We start from the raw sequence: 19,693 nt of genomic DNA on the forward strand, positions 1-19,693 counted from the left end.
AAAATAAGTTATAATAAGAAGATGACATAAAACAACGGGATTTATATTGACGGGATGGTGAGGATGATGGAACTAAATAAACGGCAGGAAAAAATTCTTGAAATTGTAAAAGAAAACGGTCCGATTACAGGAGAAAGTATAGCGGACCAGCTTAACCTGACCCGTGCTACACTGCGTCCGGACCTGGCTATTTTAACAATGGCCGGGTTCTTGGATGCGCGTCCGCGTGTCGGTTATTTTTACACAGGAAAGTCCGGTCCGCAGCTTATGACAGAGAGTTTAATGAAACTGTATGTGCGCGACTTCCAAGCGGTGCCCATCGTGGTGAAGGAGCAGTCAACCGTCTATGATGCGATCGTTACCATGTTTCTTGAGGACGTCGGCACCTTGTTTGTGGTGGATGAATCTTTTTGCTTATCAGGTGTCCTATCAAGAAAAGATTTGCTTCGAGCCAGTATCGGTAAGCAGGATTTAAACTCTCTTCCCGTCAATATTATTATGACGCGGATGCCTAATATTGCGGTTTGTAAGCGGGATGATTTGCTTCTGGATGTGGCAAAAACGCTGCTTGAGAAACAAATCGACTGTGTGCCTGTTGTGAAAAAAACTGACAAAGGGCAGGAAGTAACCGGCCGGGTCACCAAAACAACGATTACCCGGGCTCTTGTGTCCCTGACAGATGATCATTAAAAGAAAGGCGGCTACCATGCATGACTGATCCGATCATTTATATTGTATCCGATTCCGTCGGTGAAACAGCAGAACTTGTCACAAAAGCAGCTTTAAGCCAGTTCAGCGGCCCTCACGCCGTCATTAAACGATTTCCTTACGTAGAGGACCCATCCCATATTGATGAGGTCATTAACCTGGCCAGGGAAGATGGCGGGATTATTGTATACACGCTTGTAAAACCGGATATTCGTGCATACATGATTAAATCTGCGGATGTGAATAATATAGAGGTCATTGACTTAATCGGCCCGCTTATGGACCAGCTTGAATCAATGTACACTATGCAGCCATTATTCGAACCGGGGCTTGTACGGCGCCTGGATGAGGATTATTTCAAAAAGGTGGATGCGATTGAATTTGCGGTAAAGTACGATGATGGACGTGATCCACGCGGATTGTTAAAAGCTGATATTATCTTAATCGGTGTATCGCGCACATCCAAAACACCGCTTTCACAATTTTTAGCCCATAAACGGGTAAAAGTAGCAAATGTACCGATTGTACCGGAAGTAGACCCGCCGCAGGAATTATTCACGATTCCAAAAGAAAAGTGCATCGGCTTGAAGATCAGTCCAGAAAAGCTGAATTCGATTCGTCGTGAGCGGCTGATTTCTTTAGGACTGGACGACAGCGCCAGCTATGCGGATGTAGAACGTATAAAAAAAGAATTAACGTATTTCGAGGAGATTACGGCGAGAATTGGCTGCGACGTCATCGATGTAACCAACAAAGCGGTGGAAGAAACAGCGAATATTATTATGAGCCTTTATCGAAGCCGAAAAAGTACATAATCAGTCGATTATGTACTTTTCATTTTCATGGAAATGTTCTATAATAAAAAATTGTGATAAAAATGTTCAAAAAGGTTTAGACCTGCCTTCAAAAGAATAAACTATCTATGTAACCCTTCAGGTGGCAGTCTTTACCCAGCAAGAAGTTCTTTTCGACGAACTTTTGTGCGAAAAGAAGGATTCTACTCACGTTTGTAGAATAAATAACAAAATACGATTTTACAGCTGGTGATGTCATTTGTCCAGAAGAATACCTGAAGAAACCATTCAGCAAATTAAACAGGGTGTTGAGATCGCTGATGTAATCGGGGAGTATGTTCAGTTGAAAAAGCAGGGCCGGAATTACTTCGGTTTATGCCCATTTCATGGTGAAAACTCACCGTCTTTCTCAGTATCGCCAGAGAAACAAATTTATCATTGTTTCGGCTGCGGCGCTGGAGGGAACGCGTTTACCTTTTTAATGGAAATCGACCAGATTCCGTTTCAGGAAGCGGCGGCAAGACTTGCTGACCGTGCAGGAATCACACTGGATATTTCCCCATCAGAAAGCGAAGAAACGACAAAAACAGATGAGAATGCCGATCTGTATGAAGCGCATGAACTGATGGCGAAATTTTACCGGCACCTGCTTCTGAATACAGAAGAAGGAAGTGAGGCGCTTTTTTATTTGCGCAAGCGCGGATTTACAGACGAAGACATTGACCGCTTTCAAATCGGCTGGGCACTGCCGCAGCCTGAATTTGCGTTAAACATTCTTACAAAACGCGGTTTTTCTGTTGAACGAATGGAACAGGCTGGCCTGCTGGTTAAAAACGAAGAAACCGGCCGTTACTTTGATCGGTTTCGCGGCAGGATTATGTTTCCCCTTCATGATCAAAAGGGGCGTGTGTCCGGATTTTCCGGCCGCGACCTTGGAGAAGGGCAGCCAAAATATTTAAATTCACCCGAGACACCCATTTTTCATAAGAGCAGCCTTTTGTACCACTTTCATGCAGCAAGAACAGCAATCAAAAAGCAAAAACAATTTATTCTTTTTGAAGGTTTTGCCGATGTTATTGCAGCGGTAAGAGCCGGTTTTCATCAATCGGTAGCCGTTATGGGTACCGCTCTTACGGAAGAGCACATCAGGCAGTTAAAGCGCATTTGTGATCAAGCGGTCATTTGTTATGACGGGGACAAAGCTGGCTTAAATGCTGCTTATAAAGCGGCCAATATGCTTGACAGTCACGATATCGGCGTAAAAGTCACGATTCTTCCCGAGCAGCTTGATCCTGATGAATTTATCAGGCAAAAAGGTACAGATGCTTTTTCTGCTTATATAAAGGATTCTTCGCTTACACTGATGGCATTTAAAATGGAGTTTTTAAAGCGCGGAAAAAATATGCGGGATGATGAACAAAAGTTCCGCTATATTGAAGAAGTGCTGACAGAAATCTCCGGATTAAAAAAAGCAGTAGAGCGGGATCATTACTTACGCCGGCTGGCTGATGAATTTTCACTGTCTCTGCAGGCACTGCAGGAACAGGAAAAAGCATTATTCTTAAAAAAACGTCCGGTGCGGCCGGCCCTGCCTCAAAAAGAGGAACTTCCCGCAAATGTTCCACAGCGGGAACGGAAGATCCGACAGTATCCGCGTCATGAAACAGCTGAAAGAAGACTGCTGGCTCATATGCTGGCCAATCCTGAGCTCGCAGAACGAATCCGGATGATGCTTCAAGGAGATTCGTTTTCCATAGATGAGCACCAGGCACTGTTTACGTATTTGCTTGGATATTATGAACAAACAACAGAACCGGATATGGCGTCTTTTTTGTCTGTACTGCAGGACAGCCAGCTCAGGCGTCTCGCTGTCGACATCAGCTTAACAACTGTCAGCGGCGAGCCTGGCGAGGAAGAGCTTTCCGATTATGTAAAAGAAATTCAAAAACAGCATTGCCGTTTGGAAATCGAAGAGAAAAAAAGAGAGCGGATTGAGGCAGAAAAACGTCATGATTATGTAGGAGCTGCCCGAATTTTGCATGAAATCATTTCGCTTGAAAAACAACTCGCCCGCTAAGATTGTCCAGGAAGTTGGAAGGAGGGGGACTAATGGCTGAAAAGTCAACACGTTCCAAAGAAGCTGAATTAACACTTGAAAAAGCAAAAGAACTTATTATCGAGACAGGTAAACAAAGAGGAGAATTAACATACAATTACGTAGCGGACAAATTAGCCTCGTTTGAAGTGGATTCCGGTCAGATTGATGAGTTTTACGAATCCCTTACAGAGCAGGGAGTAGAACTCGTTGATGAAGCAGAAAGCAACGATGACGGCGATCCGAACATCCAGGAGCTTGAAAAAGAAAATGAGGAGTTTGATTTAAACGACTTAAGTGTTCCTCCTGGAGTGAAAATCAACGATCCCGTTCGTATGTACTTAAAAGAAATTGGCCGTGTTGATCTTTTGTCTGCCCAGGAAGAAATTGAACTGGCTCACCGGATTGAAGAGGGAGATGAAGAAGCAAAACGACGTTTAGCAGAAGCGAACCTGCGTCTTGTTGTCAGCATTGCCAAACGTTATGTAGGCCGTGGCATGCTGTTCCTTGATTTGATTCAAGAAGGAAATATGGGCTTAATCAAAGCGGTTGAAAAGTTCGACTACCGTAAAGGGTTTAAATTCAGTACGTATGCCACATGGTGGATTCGCCAGGCTATTACCCGTGCCATTGCTGACCAGGCCCGTACCATTCGTATCCCGGTTCATATGGTTGAAACGATTAATAAATTAATTCGTGTACAGCGCCAGCTTCTTCAGGATCTTGGCCGCGAACCGGCACCGGAAGAAATTGCAGAAGAAATGGATCTAACACCTGAAAAAGTACGTGAAATTTTAAAGATTGCGCAAGAGCCTGTTTCACTTGAAACACCAATTGGGGAAGAAGATGATTCACATCTTGGCGACTTTATTGAAGACCAGGAAGCGACTTCTCCGTCTGAACACGCTGCTTATGAGTTGTTGAAAGAGCAGCTTGAAGACGTGCTCGATACCTTAACGGACCGGGAAGAAAATGTTCTTCGCCTGCGTTTCGGCCTTGATGATGGACGGACACGGACACTTGAAGAAGTAGGTAAAGTATTTGGTGTAACGCGTGAGCGTATCCGCCAAATTGAAGCAAAAGCCCTTCGTAAGCTCCGCCATCCAAGCCGCAGCAAACGTTTGAAGGATTTCTTAGAATAAGTTAAATTCAAGGGCCGGGTTTTTCCCGGCTTTTTTTCGTGCAAAAAAGCAGGATAATCCTTGCCGGTCACGAATAGTATTGTGTATTGGGGTGTGAAGCAGGTTGAAACAAACGAAAAAAGACATTATTATTCAGGAAATACTTCTCTGGAAAGACAATCAAATGCTGCCTCCACATTATTGTGATTATTTACTAGCGCTTTATACACAAGGAACAGAATTTACAGAAGCAGGAAGACGCGCCCGATTGAAGCGAATTCACATGTCAACTGCACTGCTTGCACTGCTTTTATTGCCAGTTGCTGTATGTATTCTCTATTTTACGGAATTGTCTTTTCTTTTGCAAACAGTGATTTTGACAAGTTTTGTCGGAAGCCTGCTGCTGCTGGCCATTTATTTTTCACGCCAAAAAGTGCTGGCGCCTATGCTTTTTTTAGGTGCTGCAGTCCTGCTTTTGCTGCTCTCCTTGGAATTAAATACCCGGATTTTTCATGATCATCCTTATACTTTATATGGGCTTCTTGCTGTGAATTGTCTGCTTTGGATTTTTACCGGTGTAAAGCTCAAGCTGTTTTACTTTTCTATTTCCGGTGGATTAGGCCTTATCGTGCTTCTCTTTTTCTGGCTGCAATATTAAAAGGGCAGCTGAATGGTCTGCCACAAACGGAAAAACTTTAAAGTAAGCCTTTTCGTAACCTTTATTTTCAAGTAAAATAATAAGTGTTTGTACTTTTCAGTTTTCTTTTTACATAAAAAGAGAGGGGGAAACAGCATGAATCGTAATCCGCTAATTCCATTTTTATTAATTGCGGTATTCGGACTCGGATTGATGTTCTTTTTGTCGTTGGATGGAATTGATAACGCAGAAGAAAGAGCCGAGGAAGAAAAGGCAGAAGAAGGCGGCGGTGAAACAGCGGCAGGGGGAGAATTTGATCCGGAGGCTCATTATAAGTCCTCTTGCATCAGCTGTCATGGCAGCAACTATGAAGGCGGTGCAGGCCCGTCGCTCGTTGGAGTAGGAGAAAAGCTTTCCCAGGAAGAAATTCAAGATATTGTGGTAAACGGTAAAGGCGGTATGCCGCCAGGTCTTGTTCCCCAGGAAAACGCCGAGGCGATGGCAGCCTGGGTGGCTGAAATTAAATAATAACATTCCACAAAGGCCTTTCTATATGCGAAGGCCTTTTTTCTTTTGAAATGTGATAAGATAGGAAAGAATTTTAATAAAAAGCGGTGAACATATATGAATAGCAATCAGTTATCAAAAAGACTCGAAACGGTTGTTTCGTTTATTGCACCAGCCAGAACAATCGCGGATATCGGCTCAGACCATGCTTATCTGCCCTGTTATGCGGTGAAAAAAAACCTGGTAGACCAGGCTGTGGCAGGAGAAGTGGTAGAAGGCCCTTTTCAGTCTGCGAGACGGCAGGTACTGTCAGAAGGGTTATCAGAGAAAGTTGATGTGCGTAAAGGAAACGGACTCGCCGTGCTCGAAGCGGGAGAAGTGGAGTGCATCACGATTGCAGGAATGGGAGGTCCGCTGATCGCATCGATTTTAGAAGAAGGAAAGAGCAAGCTTGCCGGCGTTGCAAAGCTCGTTCTGCAGCCGAATATTGCCGGCCATGCAGTTCGGGAATGGCTTGATACAAATGGCTGGACCATCGAACAAGAAGCCATTTTAGAAGAAGATGGCCAATTGTATGAGGTGATTAGCGCTACAGCCGGCTCGTCACGTGCTTTATCGCCGAAGGAATTGCTCTTTGGACCGTCCTTGATGAAGCAGAAAAACAACGCATTCCGGCTGAAATGGCAGCGGGAACTTGACCAAATTAACCATGTTCTCAGCCGTTTAACAGATGCCCAGCATACAGAGGGCACCGAAAGAAAGAAAAGCGAGTTAAAACAAAAAAAACAGTGGATTGAGGAAGTGATCGCCGATGAAAACGCCTAACGGACACGAGATTATTGGGTTGTTTGAACGATTTTCACCCAAATCTTATGCAATGGAGGGAGACAAAGTCGGGTTGCAGATCGGCCGCTTAAACAAGCCGTGCAAAAAAGTTATGATTGCACTGGATGTTCTTGAAAGCGTCGTGGATGAAGCGATCGAAGAAAACATTGATTTGATTATAGCCCATCATCCGCTTATTTACCGGCCGCTTGGTGCCATTCAAACGGACCAGACAGCAGGAAGAGTCATTGAAAAGCTGATTAAGCATGATATTGCGGTATACGCTGCTCATACGAATTTGGATGTAGCGAAAGGCGGAGTAAATGACCTGCTGGCTTCCGCTCTTCACTTAACAAATACAGAAGTGCTCGTGCCGACCATAGCTGAAGAGTTGAGAAAGCTGGCCGTTTTTGTGCCGCTCGATCAGGCAGAGGCCGTAAGAGAGGCGCTCGGTAAAGCAGGCGCTGGAGCGCTTGGAAATTATCAAAACTGTTCTTTTTCTCAACAAGGAGAAGGGCGTTTTCAGCCTGGTGAAGAAGCTGAGCCTTTTATCGGCCAAGCCGGCGGCCGCTTAGAAACAGTACAGGAAGAAAAAATCGAAGTGATTTATCCTGCTCACATAGAGAAGAAAGTGCTCAGTGCCATGCTTAAAGCCCATCCATATGAAGAGCCAGCTTATGATATTTATCCTCTTCAAAACAAAGGAGAACAGCTTGGACTTGGCCGTATCGGCCTGCTTCCACAGGAAATGACACTGGAGCAGTTTGCTATGCATGTGAAAGAGTCATTACAATCTGGAGGCGTAAGAGTAGTCGGTGATAAAGCACGTCTTGTCCGTAAAGTAGCCGTATTGGGCGGAGACGGCAACAAATACTGGCAGACGGCGCTGCGTAAAGGGGCAGACGTGTATGTAACAGGTGATTTTTATTATCACACTGCGCATGACGCAGATGCTGAAGGCCTCGCTGTTGTCGATCCGGGGCATAACGTAGAGAAAGTGATGAAAAAAGGCGTAGCAGCCCTTCTTCACGAGCAGGCCTCCAAACAAAAATGGACTGTTGAATTTGTGGCTTCTGCCGTTGAAACAGACCCTTTTCAATTTATGTAAATGAAAAAGCAGCTCCAATAACGGAGCTGCTTTCAGGATGTTGACAAACGCCCGCTTTCGGGGTCACTTGCCGGCTGCGCTCCTGGAAAGGCAGACGTTTTCAATCAGCCTGCTTTCTAACTTTGTCTATACTTTAAAAGCAGCTCCTTAAACGGAGCTGCTTTTTTAACGTGAGGTTAACGTCGATTTTTTTACTTTAGGCAAAATTTTCTCAAGCGGTACTTTTCGCTCGCGTACCCAGGTTGATTCATCTTTGGGGTCAAATGCTTCTAAAAACTGAATCACTTCTTTTACGATAGGTGTTGGTGTAGAAGCGCCGGCGGTGACAGCCACTGTTTCGGCATCTTTAAGCCAGTCAATATTAATTTCAGAAACATCAGACACCCGGTATGCAGTGGTGCCAGCAATTTCAATAGACACCTGCGCAAGCCGATTGGAGTTATTGCTTTTCGGATCTCCTACGACAATCAGTACATCTGCTTCACCGGCTTGTTCAGCCACTGCTTCCTGCCGCACTTGCGTTGCAAGGCAGATTTCTTTATGCATTTCTGCATGTGGATACTTTTCTTTGATCGCATCCATAATATCAATAACATCCCATTGGCTCATGGTTGTTTGGTTTGTAACGATAATTTTATCATTTTTCATGTCCAGCGCCTTAACATCGTCTGCATTTTCCACAAGGTGAACAATTTCCGGTGCCACCCCAACGGCGCCTTCCGGTTCCGGATGCCCTTTTTTGCCGATGTAAATCACATGATAGCCTTCTGCTTTTTTAGCCCGGATTAAATCATGGGTAACGGTAACATCCGGACAGGTTGCATCGATTGTCGTTAAGTTTTTTTGGCGGGCAATTTCCCGTACTTCCGGCGACACACCGTGAGCCGTGAAAATGATTGTGCCTTCTGATACCTGCTCAATAATGTCTTTTCGGTTTTTTCCGTCAAGGGTAATGATGCCTTCCGCTTCAAAAGCATCTGTAACATGTTTGTTGTGTACAATCATGCCTAAAATATAAATCGGACGCGGCAATGTTTTATCAAGAGCGGCGTTACGGGCAATAACCATTGCATCAACAACACCGTAACAGTAACCGCGTGGTGAAATTTTTATTATTTTCATACAGCATCCTCCTCCAGCTTCTCACTTTATTATAAAGGAGAAAGCAGGGAAAACAAAGCGATCAATCAAGCCGGCCCGGAAACCAGGGCACAGACTCAGCTGTCCGCTTTTTTTCACGCTGTGGAGGCGGAGTGCTTGCCGCTTCTTCTACTTCTTGCTGCGGATCGCTTTCAGGGTCCGGCATGGATTGAACGGTCCGGTAAAGCCTCCACATAGCCGGAAGGTTTTTAACAAGCGGGCCGTACTGTTCAATCAACGGCCTCATCTGTTCAGCAGTCGCCATGACATGTCTGGCTTGTTCCAGCCATCGTCCCGATTTTGCGGCTGTACCGAAGAACGGAGGCATTGGCGGCTGAACAGGCGGGTGGGTAGGGGGAGGAGTATAAAAAAATCCACGTCTGGCATTCGGTGCATATCGAGGCAGCAACGTAGTCACCCTTTCCTTTTTCTCTATCGTATTCATATTGGAAAGATCATGTGCGTAAACCTTCTTTTGCTTTCTTGACGCTTTTAGTATATTATCGTAACGTGCATAAACTTTGAACGTGAAAGGAATTTGATGCCATATGGCAAACTATACATTTGAACAATACGGTCTAAAGCCGTTTATTTATAAAGGAATCGAAGCGCTGCGCTTCAAAGAGCCTACGCCAATTCAACGTAATATGATTCCGCTTATCCTAAAAGGGGAAAGTGCGATTGGCCAATCGCAGACGGGAACAGGAAAAACCCATTCTTATGTTCTGCCTATCCTAAACCGGATTCAAGCAGATAAAAGAGAGGTACAGGCTGTGGTAACCGCGCCGACACGGGAGCTGGCAACCCAGATTTATCAAGCCTTTCAAAAAGTAGCAAAAGAATCGGAAGAAGAAATTGCAGTACGCCACTTTGTTGGCGGCACGGATAAAAAGCGGGATGTTGAGCGATTAAAAAGCCCGCCTCATATTATGGTCGGGACACCCGGAAGAATTGCAGACCTGATTGGCGACAATGCCGTTTCTGTTCACAAAGCGGACATGCTGGTTGTCGATGAAGCAGATTTAATGCTTGATATGGGTTTTATTAATGATGTGGACCGGATCGCTTCCGGCATGCCTGAACAGCTCGGCATGTTCGTTTTTTCTGCTACGATCCCTCAAAAACTAAAACCGTTTTTGAAAAAGTATATGGAAAACCCGGAATACGTACACATTGAGCCGAAGCGGGCGTCCGCGGCCAATATTGAACATTTGCTTGTACCGGCAAAAAGCCGTGATAAAGTAGACGTTGTGTATGATCTACTGCAAGCCTTTAATCCGTATCTGGCTGTTGTATTCACAAACACGAAGCAAAAAGCGGATGAAGTAGCGGATAAGCTGGCGGCAAAAGGCTTGAAAACCGGTCGTATCCACGGTGACCTGCCGCCTCGTGAACGGAAAAAAATGATGAAGCAGGTTCATGACCTTGAGTACCGTTATATTGTCGCAACAGACCTTGCTGCCCGCGGTATTGATATCGAAGGCGTTAGTCATGTAATCAATTATGAGCTGCCAGCAGATCTTGACTTTTACATTCACCGGGCAGGCCGTACAGCCCGTGCCGGTGCATCCGGCATTTGTGCAACAGTTTATCTTCCGGCTGATGAAGATGCGATCGCAAAACTGGAAAAACGCGATATTACGTTTTCGAATGGTGATATCAAAGGTGGAGAAATCGTTGAAACAGCCGATCGTAATCGCCGTAAAAAACGGGAGAAAAAAGAAGATACGATCAATCCGAAAGTCAGAGCGGTCACAAGCCGCCCGCAAAAAGTGAAGCCGGGCTATAAAAAGAAACGGAAAATGGAAGTAGCAAAAATTGAAAAACGCCAGCGCCGTATTGACGCCCGCAATAAAAAGTAACAGGGAGTTTAAGGATGTTGAAAATTGGATCACATGTTTCGATGAGCGGTAAAAAAATGCTGCTCGGGGCCAGTGAGGAAGCTGTTTCTTACGGTGCAACCACATTTATGGTTTATACAGGCGCTCCTCAAAATACGCGTAGAAAGCCTATTGAAGACTTGAACATTGAAGCGGGGCGCCGTCATATGGAGCAAAACGGCATTATAGATATTGTCGTTCATGCTCCCTATATTATCAACCTTGGTAATACAATCAAGCCGGAAACATTTCAGCTTGGGGTAGATTTTCTTCAAATGGAAATTGAGCGTTCAACGGCTGTCGGTGCCAGCCAGATCGTGCTTCATCCGGGCGCTCATGTCGGTGCAGGAACGGAAGCTGGGTTGAAAAAAATTGCGGAAGGCTTAAATGAAGTGCTTCAGCAGGATCAAACTGTGCAAATTGCACTTGAGACAATGGCGGGAAAAGGAACGGAATGCGGCCGCCAGTTTGAAGAAATCGCCATGATTATGGATATGGTGAATCATAATGATAAGCTGTCTGTCTGCTTTGACACCTGCCATACACATGATGCGGGTTACCCGATTCGAGAAGACTTTGACGGAGTCCTCGACCAATTTGACCGGATTATCGGTATTGACCGCTTGAAGGTGCTGCATATCAATGACAGCAAAAATGAGCGCGGCGCCGGTAAAGACCGGCACGAAAATATCGGCTTTGGCTATATTGGCTTTGATGCGCTGTCTTATATCGTGCATCATCCTCAGTTGACTGATATTCCTAAAATCTTGGAAACACCTTATATAGGAGAAGATAAAAATACAAAAAAACCCCCATACCTTCAGGAGATTGCCATGCTTCGAGGCAAGCAATTTGATGAAGGCATAAGGGGAAAAATTGTAGCAGGCGTTATAACTTAAGGAAGTGCATATATGGACGGAGCATTTTTTCAAGCGCTGCGGCTTCTCGTTTGCCGAGAATCCTTTCAGCTGCTTGAAAAAGCTCGGTCCTTTTTGTTTCGGAAAACAAATCAACTTCGTGGCGGGCGAGCCAGTCGATAAACTGATCTGCCTGCTTTTCGGTCAAGGAAACTTGGAATTTTCTTGCTTGCTCCATCAGCTCAGCTTTTGTGATGGTTTGAACACGGCGATTGATCATTTGATGAAGAGGCTGCATACCGGGCTCCTTTCCTGAGGTCACTTCATTTACTTGAGAGCGGCCATCCTGTATACTGGATAGTGTTTAAATCGTAATCATTCTTACCTTAAAGGAGTTCTATATATGAAGGAAAAACCGCCTGTCATTGATATACGCGACGTGAACTTTCGTTATGACCGCGAAAATGTTCTCGAGCGGATCAATCTGTCGATTCCAAAAGGTTCCTTCGTCGGCCTGGTCGGCCCAAACGGATCTGGGAAATCAACATTATTAAAAATTATATTAGGCTTATTAAAAGCCAAAGAGGGGCACGTAGAACTTTTTGGTGTCCCGCAAGATAAATTTAAGGAATGGGACCGGATCGGTTTTGTTTCGCAAAAAGCGAATTCTTTTAATACCGGTTTTCCGGCAACTGTTTTTGAAGTCGTTATGGGCGGACTCGTTAAAAAAATGGGATTGTTCCGTCGTCCGGGCTCTAAAGAAAAGGAAGCGGTAGAACAGGCTGTTCGCGCTGTTGGAATGGAGTCTTTTTTAACACGCAATATCGGTGATTTATCCGGCGGCCAGCAGCAGCGTGTATTCATTGCCCGGGCTATCGTATCCAATCCATCTGTTTTAATTTTGGACGAGCCAACGGTTGGGGTAGACAGCCAAAATGTCGAATCATTTTACCATATGCTGACGCATTTGAATCAAGACCTGGGGATGACGCTGCTGCTTGTCACGCATGACATTGGCGCTATTACCGACAAAGTGACACATGTGGCCTGCTTAAATAAGTATCTGCATTTTCACGGCAGTATGCAGCAATTTGTAGAACTGGATGAGCAAGAACTGTCCGATTTATATGGACATGGCATCCGCCTGCTTGATCATCATCACGATCACTGAAGGGAAGACCATTATGATAGAAGCTATTTTCACCTATGAGTTTTTGCAGAATGCGTTTTTATCCGGCGCGATTATTGGTATTATCGCGCCGCTGCTCGGCGCATTCATAGTAGTACGCCGTTTGTCTCTCATTGCAGATGCGCTAAGCCACGTTACGCTGTCAGGCATTGCGGCAGGCCTGCTTCTTGGACAAACCTTTCCGGCGCTTTCCGCTGTAAACCCGCTTTATTTTGGAATGGTATTTTCCGTTGGGGGCTCCCTGCTGGTGGAACGGCTGCGAAACGTATATAAACATTATCAAGAGCTGGCCATCCCGATTATGATGTCCGGAGGAATTGGACTTGGCGTTATTCTGATTTCCATTGCAAACGGGTTTAATACAGATTTGTTCAGCTATTTATTCGGCAGTGTCAGCGCGGTGAGCCGAAATGATTTATATGCTGTTATCGGAATCAGCATCATTGTTCTCGTTACAGTGTACTTACTGTATAAGGAATTGTTTGTTTTATCGTTTGATGAAGAGTATGCAAAAGCCTCAGGCATCCCATCTAAGGCCGTACATCTCGCATTTATTATTTTAACAGCTCTTGTGATTGCCGTTTCGATGAGAATCGTCGGTGTTTTGCTTGTGTCGGCTTTAATGACACTTCCTGTTGCGGCTGCTATGCGGATTGCGAAAGGATTTAAGCAAACCATCTGGCTGTCTGTTTTATTTGGAGAAGTTTCCGTGATTGCCGGCTTAATCAGTGCTTTTTATCTTGACCTGGCACCGGGCGGAACGATCGTTGTAACGTCTATTATTATTTTGTTAGGTGTCATTTTGTGGAAAAAAGAGAAAAACTAGTAAAGAGGGGTCCATCATGAATTTAACAAAAGCGATGGAAATCATGAAAGAAAAAGGCTATAAGCAGACAGGAAAGCGGGAGGAAATGCTGGCACTGTTTGCAAGACAGGATAAATACTTAACGGCAAAAGATGTTCTCGAAGAAATGAAGCATGACTATCCGGGCCTGAGTTTTGATACGATTTACCGGAATTTGGCTCTTTTTGCTGAAATGAATATATTGGAAGAAACCGAGCTGTCGGGCGAGCGCCATTTCCGCTTTGCCTGTTCTCATAATCATCACCATCACCACTTTATTTGCATGGAATGCGGAAAAACAAAAGAAATAGATATGTGTCCCATGAACGAAGTGAGGGAGCTCGCAGGCTGCGAGATTACCGGACACAAGTTTGAAGTATACGGCAAGTGTGAAAAATGCATGAAAAAAGCGTGACCAAAAGAATTTCTTTTGGTCACGCTTTTTTATGTGTGTATAAGCGGGTGGATTTCGCCTTGCTCAAGCCATTGCTGAACCCACAAATCCGCTTCATGCCAATTATTCACGCGAACGACACGATCGGGAACGGGATCTTGATTATAAGGTGTGTTAAATAAAACAACGGGAATGTGCAGCTCTTCTGCCAGCGTAACGGCATTATCGTGTTTATCTTCAAAGAAAATATCCACCTTGTGCCGTTTTGCTGCTTCCACTTTATCATGAGAGCCGATTAATTCGATATGATCATAATAAATTTGCTTATCTTGAAACCACTTTTCAGTGACATCAAAAAGATGCTGGCGTCTTGCGCTTATAAAAAGCAGGTGAAACTGTTTCTGCCATTTCGCTAAAATGCTGTCCGCTCCCTCCGCCAAAGGGGAAGCGGCATAAATAGCAGGCTCTGTTTGATCAAACCAATCCCGCATTTTGTCAGGCGGAATGTTCAAAGCAGCTGATAAATCATACTGTTTGATATCCTCAAGGGTAATATTAAGTGAGAAAGCTTCGTTAAGAAAAGGAACGAGGCTTGCTGGACAAGTGACTGTACCGTCAATATCTATACCGAACCGTTTTTGTGACATTGCAATCACTGCTCGACCGCAAGCGCTTGTTTCCGTTGATACTCTTCCGCAATCAAGTCAATCTCTTTTTTCAATTCTTCAACCATTGTTTCTTCCGGTACTTTTCGAACCGTTTTACCGTGGCGGAACAGAAGACCTTCACCGCGGGCGCCCGCAATACCAATGTCCGCTTCGCGTGCCTCACCTGGACCATTTACTGCACAGCCAAGTACCGCTACTTTAATAGGTGCTTTAATCTTGGAAATATATTCTTCTACTTCATTTGCAATTGAAATCAAGTCGATTTCAATTCGGCCGCATGTTGGACATGAAATAAGTGTAGCAGCGTTGGCAGCCAGGCCAAATGATTTCAGCAGCTCGCGTGCTACTTTCACTTCTTCAACCGGGTCGGCACTTAGTGAGATACGAAGCGTGTTCCCGATTCCTTTGCTTAAGATGGCACCAAGGCCCGCAGCACTTTTTACAGTTCCTGCAAAAAGAGTGCCGGATTCCGTGATCCCCAGGTGCAGCGGGTAATCAAATGCTTTTGCTGCTTTTTCATATGCTTCGATAGCTAAATTTACATCCGATGCTTTCATGGAAACAATGATGTCATGAAAGTCAAGATCTTCTAAAATTTTAATGTGATGAAGCGCACTTTCAACCATGCCGTCTGCTGTCGGATAGCCGTACTTTTCAAGAATTTTACGCTCTAAGCTTCCAGCGTTAACGCCAATTCGAATAGGCACACCTTTCGCTTTTGCTGCATTTACAACAGCTTCCACTTTCTCACGGCGTCCAATATTGCCCGGGTTGATACGGATTTTATCAACGCCTGCTTCAATCGCTTTAAGCGCTAATTTATAATCAAAATGAATATCAGCAACGAGCGGAATGTTAATTTGACTCTTGATCGCCGCAAGCGCATCGGCAGCGCGCTCGTCCGGAACGGCAACGCGTACAACTTGGCAGCCCGCTTCTTCAAGGCGGTTTATTTCAGCAACTGTTGCTTCAACATCGTGTGTTTTTGTTGTGGTCATACTTTGAATAACAACCTGGTCGTTTCCGCCAATCGTTAAATTGCCAACTTTCACTGGACGGGTTTTCGTGCGGTGGGTGATTTCACTCAATGGTGATTCGCTCCTTTAAAAGTTAATCTGACTATCATATCTGTTTCATTCTATCAGAGGAACGGCTGTTCAGACAACAATTCCGTTTACCTTGTTGCGTGGGGCAGCCAGCGGATAGAAAGATACAGCATAATCGTTACAATGAGCCAGTCTGCTGCGTATGCATAAGGAAAAGTCCAATTCGCCCAGTCTATTAGCACAGTGACAAAAACAGACAGTGTAAGCGCGTGGGTGCTCAGTCGAAATAAATGCCGGTATTCGCCTCGTTTACTGAGAAAGGAGATCAAAAAAAGTCCAATACCGGCAAAAACTGCTGCTTTTAAAAACAGCCCAAATGACAGCAGAATATAATAGAAAAGGAGAACAACTGGTATATAAATAAAGAGCATTTGGCGTGTAAATTCTTCGTTTGCTGCTAAAGAAGGCAGGATACTTTCAATCGCTTTTGCAGGAGAAGAGCCGGCTGTAAGATGGATGAAAACGGACAAGCAGGAAGGAAGGCACAAAATAAAAGACAGGATAAAAAGATATTGAATCGTTTTGCCGATCCCCAGCAGGCGGGAAGCAGCAATATATTTCGGCGAGTAAAGACTTTTAAATAATCTCTTATATAGCGGCATAAACCAAAATCCTCTCATTTAATGGAATCCCTTTCATTATATAGCAGGAGAAAGAGAGAAAGCCATCCCGGTTTCAAAGCAAAAGGGCCGTTTGGACCCTCTATCCTTCTGCGGGCATAATCATTGCGCCATGTTCACAATTTTGTTAATCTTAGTTATGTTAGGTAAATCACTTTATTTTGGGAGGAATTAAACAATGGCTTTTGAATTACCACAGCTACCTTATGCGTATGATGCACTAGAACCCCACATCGATAAAGAAACGATGAACATCCATCACACAAAACATCACAACACGTACGTTACAAACTTAAACGCAGCCCTAGAAGGAAATGAAGAGCTTCTTTCTAAATCAGTAGAAGAAGTGATTGCAAACTTAGATGCAGTTCCTGAATCTGCACGTACTGCGGTTCGCAACAACGGCGGCGGCCATGCAAACCATTCTCTTTTCTGGCAGCTTCTTTCGCCAAACGGCGGCGGCGCGCCAACTGGAAAGCTTGCGGAAGCAATCGATGCAAAATTCGGAAGCTTTGACGCGTTCAAAGAAGAATTTGCAAAAGCGGGAGCTACACGCTTCGGTTCAGGCTGGGCATGGCTTTCTGTTGCAAATGGCGAACTTGATCTTTCAAGCACACCAAACCAGGACTCTCCAGTTATGGAAGGCAAAACACCAATCCTTGGCCTTGACGTTTGGGAGCATGCGTACTACTTAAATTACCAAAACCGTCGCCCAGATTACATAGCTGCATTCTGGAATGTAGTAAATTGGGATGAAGTTTCAAAACGCTACGAAGCAGCTCTTTAATACAAGTGCTCATAAAAGCCGGTCCGATTATCGGGCCGGTTTTTTGGTGGAAAAAACCCGTTGATTTCGATACAATGAATAATAGAGTAAATGAAACGAAGAAAGGGTTAGGCGGTTGAAAAAAGCGAATAAGAAGAAAAAAACGCATGTACCGTTTCGGATGAACATGCTGTTTTTTGTGGTTTTCCTATTGTTTTCGGCTCTGATATTCCGGCTTGGTATTGTCCAAATTGTACAGGGAGAAGATTATCAGCGCAAAATTGAGCGGACAGAAGATGTAACAGTGAACACAAGCGTGCCGCGCGGGAAAATTTATGACCGGTACGGGAAAGTCGTAGTAGATAACAAGCCGCAAAATGCAATTACGTATACACGTTCTTCCAATGCAGATCCAGAAGAAATGATGAAAACAGCAGAAAAGCTTGCCCAGTTAATTGAAAAAGAGACGGATCAAGTGACGGAGCGTGATAAAAAAGATTTTTGGATCACGAAACACCCGAAAAAAGCAGAAGCAAAAATTACCGATGCAGAATGGGCTGCTTACAAAGCGGACCAGCTTACAGAAGATGAAATTTATGACATGCAGCTGGATCGGATTACAGAAACAGATTTAAGTGAGCTGACTGGGGCGGAACTTGAAGTATTAGCCATTTACAGGGAGTTCACAGCCGGTTATGCGCAAACCCCGCAAATTGTTAAAAATGAAAATGTGACGGATGTAGAATACGCTGTAGTGAGTGAGAACTTATCATCACTGCCAGGTGTGAATACGACCACTGACTGGGAACGTGCGTATGCATACGATGGTACGTTAAAAACGGTGCTTGGCAATATTTCTTCTTCTAAAGAAGGACTGCCAAGGGAAATGGCGGACTACTATATGGCACGTGGTTACAGCCGTAACGACCGGGTAGGGAAAAGTTATCTGGAATATCAGTATGAAGATATTTTGCGCGGCCAGAAAACAAAGATGAAAAATGTGACCGATAAATCAGGAAATGTGCTGGATTCGGAAATTATTACGGAAGGCCAGCGTGGAAATGATCTTGTTTTAACCATTGATATGGATCTTCAAACAGCCGTAGAAAAGATCATTGAAGAAGAGCTTACAAAAGCAAAATCAAGTTATCATCCATTTTTAGACCGGGCATTCGTTACCATGATGGATCCAAACACGGGTGAAATTCTTGCCATGGCAGGGAAACAATACACGACTTCTGATGGAAAACCGAAAATTGTTGATTTTGCACTCGGTAACATGACTACATCTTATGCAATGGGCTCGGCTGTAAAAGGAGCGACTGTTTTAACAGGGTACATGACCGGGGTCAATGAACCGGGTGAACGCATCGTTGATGAGCCGCTTTATTTTGGCAGCTCGGCCAAATCAAAAAGTTCATGGTTTAACAGAAGTGGCGCTATGAGTATTAGTGATACCTATGCACTGATGCGCTCTTCCAATGTATACATGTTTAAAACCGCTATGGAAATTGGAGGGGCCGATTACGTACGAAACGGCGGCTTGGGAATCAATGATGAGGCTTTTCCGACCATGCGGAAATATTTCGGCCAGTTTGGCCTTGGCGTCAAAACCGGCATTGATTTGCCGAATGAACAGGCCGGCTACAAAGGATTTATTGACCAGCCCGGTAAGATTCTTGACTTCTCCATTGGCCAGTTTGATACGTATACGCCGCTTCAGCTTGCGCAGTACGTATCGACCATTGCAAACGGCGGCTACCGCATGCAGCCGCATATTGTAAAAGAAGTCAGGAAGCCGATTTCTTCAACCAATAAAATTGGTCCGATCGCGGAAGAAATTGAGCCGAATGTGTTAAATACGCTGGAGCTTGAGCCTGGATGGATCGAACAAGTGCAGGAAGGCTTCCGGCTTGTTGTTCACGGATCCGAAGGAACAGCAGCAAGCTATTTTGGGGATGCCCCGTATAAAATGGCAGCTAAAACAGGAACAGCTGAAGGTGTATATGACGGTCCTTTAAAAGAAAAAGGTAAAAATGAAATGACCTGGAATGTGACCCTTGTTGGATACGCTCCTTATGACAACCCGGAAGTAGCGATGGCCGTTGTCGTTCCGTGGGCATATGAGGACAGTTCAAGTTCGATTCCGATCAACCATTATATCGGCCGCCGGGCAATGGATAAGTATTTTGAGCTGAAAGAACAAAGAGCCAGTGAGAAACCAGCCCAGGCCGTGATTGATCAGGATATTGTGCCAAAAACAGGTACAGAAACATCTGATGCAGACGAATCTGAAACTGAGGAATCTGAAGACGAATAAAAAACAGCCTTTCCGCTTACTTTAACGGAAAGGCTGTTTTTTGTTGAAAAGATTATACCTGTTTTGATGGGTTTAACGAATGTATAAAAACGATAAGAAGGGATGTCGGAAAAT

21 protein-coding genes are annotated in these 19,693 nt (G+C 44.6%); 15 read left to right on the top strand and 6 right to left on the bottom strand.

The window, feature by feature from the left end; translation table 11 throughout:
- Positions 1 to 54 precede the first annotated feature (54 nt).
- The 8 genes from RRU94_RS14310 (at position 55) to RRU94_RS14345 (ending at position 7,795) form a co-directional block, all read left to right on the top strand.
- Positions 55 to 690: a transcriptional regulator CcpN gene (locus RRU94_RS14310; RefSeq protein ID WP_315695100.1), complete on the top strand. Its 636-nt coding sequence runs from the start codon at positions 55 to 57 to the stop codon at positions 688 to 690.
- 20 nt (positions 691 to 710) lie between these two features.
- Positions 711 to 1,523 (top strand): pyruvate, water dikinase regulatory protein, encoded by an 813-nt coding sequence (locus RRU94_RS14315; protein ID WP_251271057.1) that lies wholly within the window; start codon positions 711 to 713, stop codon positions 1,521 to 1,523.
- 238 nt (positions 1,524 to 1,761) lie between these two features.
- The gene (gene dnaG / locus RRU94_RS14320; RefSeq protein WP_315695103.1) at positions 1,762 to 3,579 is read left to right on the top strand and encodes a DNA primase; all 1,818 of its coding nucleotides are present in this window, start codon (positions 1,762 to 1,764) and stop codon (positions 3,577 to 3,579) included.
- A 32-nt stretch (positions 3,580 to 3,611) separates the two neighbouring features.
- Positions 3,612 to 4,739: an RNA polymerase sigma factor RpoD gene (gene rpoD, locus RRU94_RS14325; protein WP_315695105.1), complete on the top strand. Its 1,128-nt coding sequence runs from the start codon at positions 3,612 to 3,614 to the stop codon at positions 4,737 to 4,739.
- A 103-nt stretch (positions 4,740 to 4,842) separates the two neighbouring features.
- A complete protein-coding gene (locus tag RRU94_RS14330; RefSeq protein ID WP_315695107.1) occupies positions 4,843 to 5,376 on the top strand; it encodes a hypothetical protein in 534 nt (177 codons plus the stop codon).
- A 135-nt stretch (positions 5,377 to 5,511) separates the two neighbouring features.
- A complete protein-coding gene (gene cccA, locus RRU94_RS14335) occupies positions 5,512 to 5,883 on the top strand; it encodes a cytochrome c550 (protein WP_315695110.1) in 372 nt (123 codons plus the stop codon).
- A gap of 96 nt (positions 5,884 to 5,979) precedes the next feature.
- Positions 5,980 to 6,687 carry a tRNA (adenine(22)-N(1))-methyltransferase gene (locus RRU94_RS14340; RefSeq protein ID WP_315695112.1) on the top strand — a complete coding sequence of 236 codons (708 nt, stop codon included), beginning with the start codon at positions 5,980 to 5,982 and terminating at the stop codon, positions 6,685 to 6,687.
- Positions 6,674 to 7,795, top strand: coding sequence for a Nif3-like dinuclear metal center hexameric protein (locus RRU94_RS14345; protein WP_315695114.1), 1,122 nt, complete (start codon positions 6,674 to 6,676; stop codon positions 7,793 to 7,795). The genes RRU94_RS14340 and RRU94_RS14345 overlap by 14 nt, the downstream gene beginning before the upstream one ends.
- 165 nt (positions 7,796 to 7,960) lie before the next feature.
- Here the strand turns inward: RRU94_RS14345 and RRU94_RS14350 are convergent, their stop codons facing one another.
- Entirely contained in the window at positions 7,961 to 8,917 is a 957-nt protein-coding gene (locus tag RRU94_RS14350; protein ID WP_315695117.1) for a 4-hydroxy-3-methylbut-2-enyl diphosphate reductase, read from the bottom strand.
- A 61-nt stretch (positions 8,918 to 8,978) separates the two neighbouring features.
- Positions 8,979 to 9,344 (bottom strand): VrrA/YqfQ family protein, encoded by a 366-nt coding sequence (vrrA, locus tag RRU94_RS14355; protein WP_315695119.1) that lies wholly within the window; start codon positions 9,342 to 9,344, stop codon positions 8,979 to 8,981.
- Between the two features lie 139 nt (positions 9,345 to 9,483).
- On the opposite strand from vrrA, the gene RRU94_RS14360 reads away from it, so the two are divergent.
- Both RRU94_RS14360 and RRU94_RS14365 read left to right on the top strand, forming a co-directional pair.
- Complete coding sequence (locus tag RRU94_RS14360; RefSeq protein ID WP_315695121.1) at positions 9,484 to 10,797, top strand: DEAD/DEAH box helicase; 1,314 nt, start codon at positions 9,484 to 9,486, stop codon at positions 10,795 to 10,797.
- Between the two features lie 14 nt (positions 10,798 to 10,811).
- Entirely contained in the window at positions 10,812 to 11,714 is a 903-nt protein-coding gene (locus tag RRU94_RS14365; RefSeq protein WP_315695123.1) for a deoxyribonuclease IV, read from the top strand.
- Here RRU94_RS14365 and RRU94_RS14370 read toward each other — a convergent pair.
- Positions 11,704 to 11,970: a DUF2624 family protein gene (locus tag RRU94_RS14370; RefSeq protein WP_315695125.1), complete on the bottom strand. Its 267-nt coding sequence runs from the start codon at positions 11,968 to 11,970 to the stop codon at positions 11,704 to 11,706. The two genes, RRU94_RS14365 and RRU94_RS14370, sit on opposite strands and share 11 nt — an antisense overlap.
- 105 nt (positions 11,971 to 12,075) lie before the next feature.
- Between RRU94_RS14370 and RRU94_RS14375 the strand changes: the two genes are divergently transcribed.
- The 3 genes from RRU94_RS14375 to RRU94_RS14385 are packed head-to-tail and all read left to right on the top strand — an operon-like array spanning position 12,076 to position 14,120.
- On the top strand, positions 12,076 to 12,843 hold the full coding sequence (locus RRU94_RS14375; RefSeq protein ID WP_315695127.1) for a metal ABC transporter ATP-binding protein: 768 nt from the start codon (positions 12,076 to 12,078) through the stop codon (positions 12,841 to 12,843).
- Positions 12,844 to 12,856: 13 nt separating this feature from the next.
- Positions 12,857 to 13,687, top strand: coding sequence for a metal ABC transporter permease (locus tag RRU94_RS14380; protein WP_251271046.1), 831 nt, complete (start codon positions 12,857 to 12,859; stop codon positions 13,685 to 13,687).
- A 16-nt stretch (positions 13,688 to 13,703) separates the two neighbouring features.
- A complete protein-coding gene (locus RRU94_RS14385) occupies positions 13,704 to 14,120 on the top strand; it encodes a Fur family transcriptional regulator (RefSeq protein ID WP_242233443.1) in 417 nt (138 codons plus the stop codon).
- A 29-nt stretch (positions 14,121 to 14,149) separates the two neighbouring features.
- Here the strand turns inward: RRU94_RS14385 and RRU94_RS14390 are convergent, their stop codons facing one another.
- From RRU94_RS14390 to RRU94_RS14400, 3 genes are all read right to left on the bottom strand, one after another.
- Positions 14,150 to 14,746, bottom strand: a complete 597-nt coding sequence (locus RRU94_RS14390) for a hypothetical protein (protein WP_315695131.1) — start codon at positions 14,744 to 14,746, stop codon at positions 14,150 to 14,152.
- Positions 14,747 to 14,751: 5 nt separating this feature from the next.
- On the bottom strand, positions 14,752 to 15,846 hold the full coding sequence (ispG, locus tag RRU94_RS14395; protein ID WP_315695968.1) for a flavodoxin-dependent (E)-4-hydroxy-3-methylbut-2-enyl-diphosphate synthase: 1,095 nt from the start codon (positions 15,844 to 15,846) through the stop codon (positions 14,752 to 14,754).
- A 95-nt stretch (positions 15,847 to 15,941) separates the two neighbouring features.
- Positions 15,942 to 16,475 (bottom strand): DUF1189 family protein, encoded by a 534-nt coding sequence (locus tag RRU94_RS14400; protein WP_315695133.1) that lies wholly within the window; start codon positions 16,473 to 16,475, stop codon positions 15,942 to 15,944.
- 196 nt (positions 16,476 to 16,671) lie between these two features.
- On the opposite strand from RRU94_RS14400, the gene RRU94_RS14405 reads away from it, so the two are divergent.
- Positions 16,672 to 17,280, top strand: a complete 609-nt coding sequence (locus RRU94_RS14405) for a superoxide dismutase (protein WP_315695135.1) — start codon at positions 16,672 to 16,674, stop codon at positions 17,278 to 17,280.
- A 160-nt stretch (positions 17,281 to 17,440) separates the two neighbouring features.
- Complete coding sequence (locus RRU94_RS14410) at positions 17,441 to 19,579, top strand: peptidoglycan D,D-transpeptidase FtsI family protein (RefSeq protein ID WP_315695970.1); 2,139 nt, start codon at positions 17,441 to 17,443, stop codon at positions 19,577 to 19,579.
- The last annotated feature ends 114 nt before the right edge of the window (positions 19,580 to 19,693 follow it).

The organism is Domibacillus sp. DTU_2020_1001157_1_SI_ALB_TIR_016 (assembly GCF_032341995.1).
Classification (GTDB): domain Bacteria; phylum Bacillota; class Bacilli; order Bacillales; family Domibacillaceae; genus Domibacillus; species Domibacillus indicus_A.

Coding starts and splice junctions, on each gene's coding strand:
- rpoD (WP_315695105.1), top strand. CDS start 3,612: ATGGCTGAAAAGTCAACACGTTCCAAAGAAGCTGAATTAACACTTGAA.
- RRU94_RS14410 (WP_315695970.1), top strand. CDS start 17,441: ATGAACATGCTGTTTTTTGTGGTTTTCCTATTGTTTTCGGCTCTGATA.
- RRU94_RS14365 (WP_315695123.1), top strand. CDS start 10,812: ATGTTGAAAATTGGATCACATGTTTCGATGAGCGGTAAAAAAATGCTG.
- RRU94_RS14360 (WP_315695121.1), top strand. CDS start 9,484: ATGGCAAACTATACATTTGAACAATACGGTCTAAAGCCGTTTATTTAT.
- RRU94_RS14370 (WP_315695125.1), bottom strand. CDS start 11,970: ATGCAGCCTCTTCATCAAATGATCAATCGCCGTGTTCAAACCATCACA.
- RRU94_RS14340 (WP_315695112.1), top strand. CDS start 5,980: ATGAATAGCAATCAGTTATCAAAAAGACTCGAAACGGTTGTTTCGTTT.
- RRU94_RS14385 (WP_242233443.1), top strand. CDS start 13,704: ATGAATTTAACAAAAGCGATGGAAATCATGAAAGAAAAAGGCTATAAG.
- RRU94_RS14400 (WP_315695133.1), bottom strand. CDS start 16,475: ATGCCGCTATATAAGAGATTATTTAAAAGTCTTTACTCGCCGAAATAT.
- cccA (WP_315695110.1), top strand. CDS start 5,512: ATGAATCGTAATCCGCTAATTCCATTTTTATTAATTGCGGTATTCGGA.
- RRU94_RS14315 (WP_251271057.1), top strand. CDS start 711: ATGACTGATCCGATCATTTATATTGTATCCGATTCCGTCGGTGAAACA.
- RRU94_RS14310 (WP_315695100.1), top strand. CDS start 55: ATGGTGAGGATGATGGAACTAAATAAACGGCAGGAAAAAATTCTTGAA.
- RRU94_RS14345 (WP_315695114.1), top strand. CDS start 6,674: ATGAAAACGCCTAACGGACACGAGATTATTGGGTTGTTTGAACGATTT.
- RRU94_RS14380 (WP_251271046.1), top strand. CDS start 12,857: ATGATAGAAGCTATTTTCACCTATGAGTTTTTGCAGAATGCGTTTTTA.
- RRU94_RS14350 (WP_315695117.1), bottom strand. CDS start 8,917: ATGAAAATAATAAAAATTTCACCACGCGGTTACTGTTACGGTGTTGTT.
- RRU94_RS14390 (WP_315695131.1), bottom strand. CDS start 14,746: ATGTCACAAAAACGGTTCGGTATAGATATTGACGGTACAGTCACTTGT.
- RRU94_RS14375 (WP_315695127.1), top strand. CDS start 12,076: ATGAAGGAAAAACCGCCTGTCATTGATATACGCGACGTGAACTTTCGT.
- RRU94_RS14405 (WP_315695135.1), top strand. CDS start 16,672: ATGGCTTTTGAATTACCACAGCTACCTTATGCGTATGATGCACTAGAA.